Genomic DNA, 3,058 nt, shown 5'->3' with positions numbered 1-3,058 from the left:
TGCCGTCAGGCAGAATGTGCCCTAATCGGCGGTGAAACAGCAGAAATGCCGGGGATGTACCATAGCGATGATTATGATTTGGCAGGATTTGCCGTCGGTATCGGCGAAAAAAGCGAACTTGACCGCTCCAATAAAGTAGCCGTAGGGGATATCCTCATCGCATTACCGAGCTCAGGTCTCCACTCCAACGGTTTTTCATTAGCACGCAAAGTGTTATTTGAAAAAATGGGGATGAAATTCGACGATCAATTCGAAGGGAAATCATTAATTGAGACTCTTTTGACGCCGACACGTATTTATGTCAAAACGTTCAAAGCACTCAAAGATAAAATCCAAGCCCTCGCCCATATCACGGGAGGCGGGATTGTCGAAAACTTCCCACGCGTTCTCCCCGAGGGACTACGCGCTGTGATCACCGAATCCTCGATCCGTGTATTGCCGATTTTTGAACTCATCGGTCAACACGTCGAACGTCACGAAATGTTCCGCGCATTTAACATGGGAGTCGGAATGATCCTCGTGGTCAAAGAAGCGGACGTTGCCGATGTTCTCGCCGCAACGGACGGATACGTTATCGGTCATCTCGAAGCAGGTCAGCGTGAAGCGGTTTTAGTTTAAACCGCCCTTTCTTGCTCTGTTAACAAATCAACCTCTTTTTCGTGCTATTATGTTAATAATAATTCCCTCAAGGACACCCCATGAATTTTAAAGCTATTTCTGCAGTCGTTATTTTAAGTGCTGTCGCTATCCAGTTTATCCCCTACGGCAAAGACCATACCAACCCCCCAATCGTTAGTGAGCCGCAATGGGACTCATCACGTACCAAAGAGCTTTTTAACCGTGCTTGTGCCGATTGTCACTCCAATGAGACCAAATATCCATGGTACAGCAATATCGCCCCTGTCTCATGGCTTGTAGCGCATGATATTGAAGAGGGGCGTGAAAAAATGAACGTCTCCATGCTCGGTATCCAAACGAAAAATAAAGTGCGCGATGCCGCAGAGGAAGTCAAAGAGGGAGAGATGCCGATGTGGATCTACACGATCCCGCACCCTGAGGCTAAACTCAGTGAGACCGAAAAACAAGAGCTAACCGTCGGTTTAGAAAAAACATTCGGGAAAGAAGAAGAGGATTAATAATTACCCCTCTCTCCCGTATAACTCGTTATACAACTCCATCGCATAGCGATCCGACATGCTGGCGATGTAATCACTGATAACACGGTGAGTATTACGTCGTTCACACTGCTCCAAATAATAACGCGGCAACATCTTCGGCTCTTCCATAAGAGCATTAAATAACCCTATAATCGCCTGTTTTCCCGCAAACATTTTACGGGCTATTTGTTTGTGTTGATAGAGTTCTTGGAATAAAATCTTTTTGAGTTTTTTGATTTGAGTCTCCAATTCGGAGTCAAATCCGATCACAATCGGCTCGGATGCAGGTATAACAGAGGCTAACACTTGTGTGTTATCGATCGTATCACGGGAGTGTTCGAGGAGTGAATAAACCAAATGGTTTATAAGGTGGGAACTAAAGCGATAACGGAACATCTCATCTTCATCTTCGTGTATCCCCTCATCGTATACTTTTTGGAGAATTGTTTGAATCAGCTCGCTTGATTTTAGGGTTTCAAAACTGATGAGACCCGCTGCTACACCATCATCAATATCGTGACTGATATAGGCGATCTCATCGGCACGATCCACGATCATCGCTTCGATACTGGGATGGGTATCGAGGGCAAATGCTTCTCTTATCTCATCGGGTAAAAACGATTTGTTATATGGATAGGAGTGTTTGAGTATCCCCTCTAGTGTGGCGTAGGTGAGGTTCAGACCCAAAAATGCCTTATAACGCTGTTCGAGTTTGGTGACGACCCGAAAGCTTTGGAAATTGTGCTCAAATCCGCTCGAAAAACCCCGCTCTTTTAAACAGACATCGAGGGTATCTCCACCGATATGCCCAAAGGGGGTATGTCCCAAATCATGCGAGAGGGCAATGCTTTCAGCTAACGACTCTTCAAGACCCAAATGCGATGCGATGGAGCGGGCAATCTGACTCACCTCGATGCTGTGGGTGAGACGGGTGCGAAAAAAGTCTCCTTGCGAGTTTAAAAAAACCTGTGTTTTGTATTCGAGTCGGCGAAAGCTTCCTGAGTGGATAATGCGATCACGATCACGAGCGTAGGGAGAGCGAAAATCATCGCTGATAGAATAAAAACGTTGATTTGGGAGCACGGGAACCCTTTTATATAGTGTAATGGCATTATATCCATCTAATGGATATACAAAAATAAGTTTTTTTACACTATCTTTACACTTTTTTTTTACAATGACAATTCGATTCTCCTTCGATAGTTTGACCGAACCACTCCTCCTCCGTGCTTCGGTTACCTATAATTTTTAATTATTAATCAACTTCATAACCATTATCCATTTAAAACAAGCTATAATTTAGTATCACAATCCAAGGCAACCTATATGGATAATAATATTGAGAGACGGATGCGCTCGACTCTTATCAGCGATACTGCCCGCAATAGTGCTAAAATTTATCAAAAAGAGAATATAAACACACGCCGTAAACAAGAGGATGATTTTTTTAATCAATCTCTTGATTACCGTAATTTTGTCTTTTCACCTGAGGGGTATGAGGGAGTTGTATTAGGATTGTATATTCTTTTAATTCCTTATCTAGCCGGACTGCTTTTTCTTTATTTATTCGTTGCACAAGCTAGTTATGAATACTTTTTGGAGTTTAATTTAGCCTCATTCGCCATTATCTGGGCTATCGGCTATGAAGTGTGTGCTGTTTTGATAATTGTCGGTATTTTTTTTACATGGTTCAGACATATCAACACACGATGGAAACAAGAGCAAGCTCGTAAAAAACAGCCAAGGGATCGTTACGGTTTTTAAGGGGGAACCCTTAAGCTATCTTTGGTACAATTTCATTCTTCTAAAAAATGGACAGCTGGCCGAGTGGTCGATGGCGCACGCCTGGAACGCGTGTGTAGGGCAACCTACCTAGAGTTCGAATCTCTAGCTGTCCGCCA

The 3,058-nt window shown here is 43.7% G+C and carries 4 protein-coding genes and 1 tRNA gene; 4 read left to right on the top strand and 1 reads right to left on the bottom strand.

What is annotated here, in order from left to right; all coding sequences use genetic code 11:
* Positions 1–618 (top strand): phosphoribosylformylglycinamidine cyclo-ligase (gene purM / locus JZU62_RS10585; protein ID WP_295014603.1); only part of this gene is annotated, 618 nt, incomplete at its 5' end.
* A gap of 80 nt (positions 619–698) precedes the next feature.
* On the top strand, positions 699–1,136 hold the full coding sequence (locus JZU62_RS10580; protein ID WP_295014601.1) for a heme-binding domain-containing protein: 438 nt from the start codon (positions 699–701) through the stop codon (positions 1,134–1,136).
* Positions 1,137–1,139: 3 nt separating this feature from the next.
* Here JZU62_RS10580 and JZU62_RS10575 read toward each other — a convergent pair whose 3' ends face one another.
* Positions 1,140–2,240 (bottom strand): deoxyguanosinetriphosphate triphosphohydrolase, encoded by a 1,101-nt coding sequence (locus tag JZU62_RS10575; RefSeq protein WP_295014599.1) that lies wholly within the window; start codon positions 2,238–2,240, stop codon positions 1,140–1,142.
* A gap of 243 nt (positions 2,241–2,483) precedes the next feature.
* On the opposite strand from JZU62_RS10575, the gene JZU62_RS10570 reads away from it, so the two are divergent.
* Both JZU62_RS10570 and JZU62_RS10565 read left to right on the top strand, forming a co-directional pair.
* Positions 2,484–2,921 carry a hypothetical protein gene (locus JZU62_RS10570; protein WP_295014597.1) on the top strand — a complete coding sequence of 146 codons (438 nt, stop codon included), beginning with the start codon at positions 2,484–2,486 and terminating at the stop codon, positions 2,919–2,921.
* Between the two features lie 49 nt (positions 2,922–2,970).
* Positions 2,971–3,058: transfer RNA gene (locus tag JZU62_RS10565), tRNA-Ser, on the top strand.

It is taken from the genome of Sulfuricurvum sp., assembly GCF_019163035.1.
In the GTDB taxonomy this organism is placed as follows: Bacteria; Campylobacterota; Campylobacteria; order Campylobacterales; family Sulfurimonadaceae; genus Sulfuricurvum.
This window is presented reverse-complemented; position numbering and strand designations above follow the sequence as displayed.

Bases quoted from the DNA above. Each gene is read 5' to 3' on its own strand.
- JZU62_RS10580 (WP_295014601.1), top strand. From the start codon at position 699: ATGAATTTTAAAGCTATTTCTGCAGTCGTTATTTTAAGTGCTGTCGCT.
- JZU62_RS10570 (WP_295014597.1), top strand. From the start codon at position 2,484: ATGGATAATAATATTGAGAGACGGATGCGCTCGACTCTTATCAGCGAT.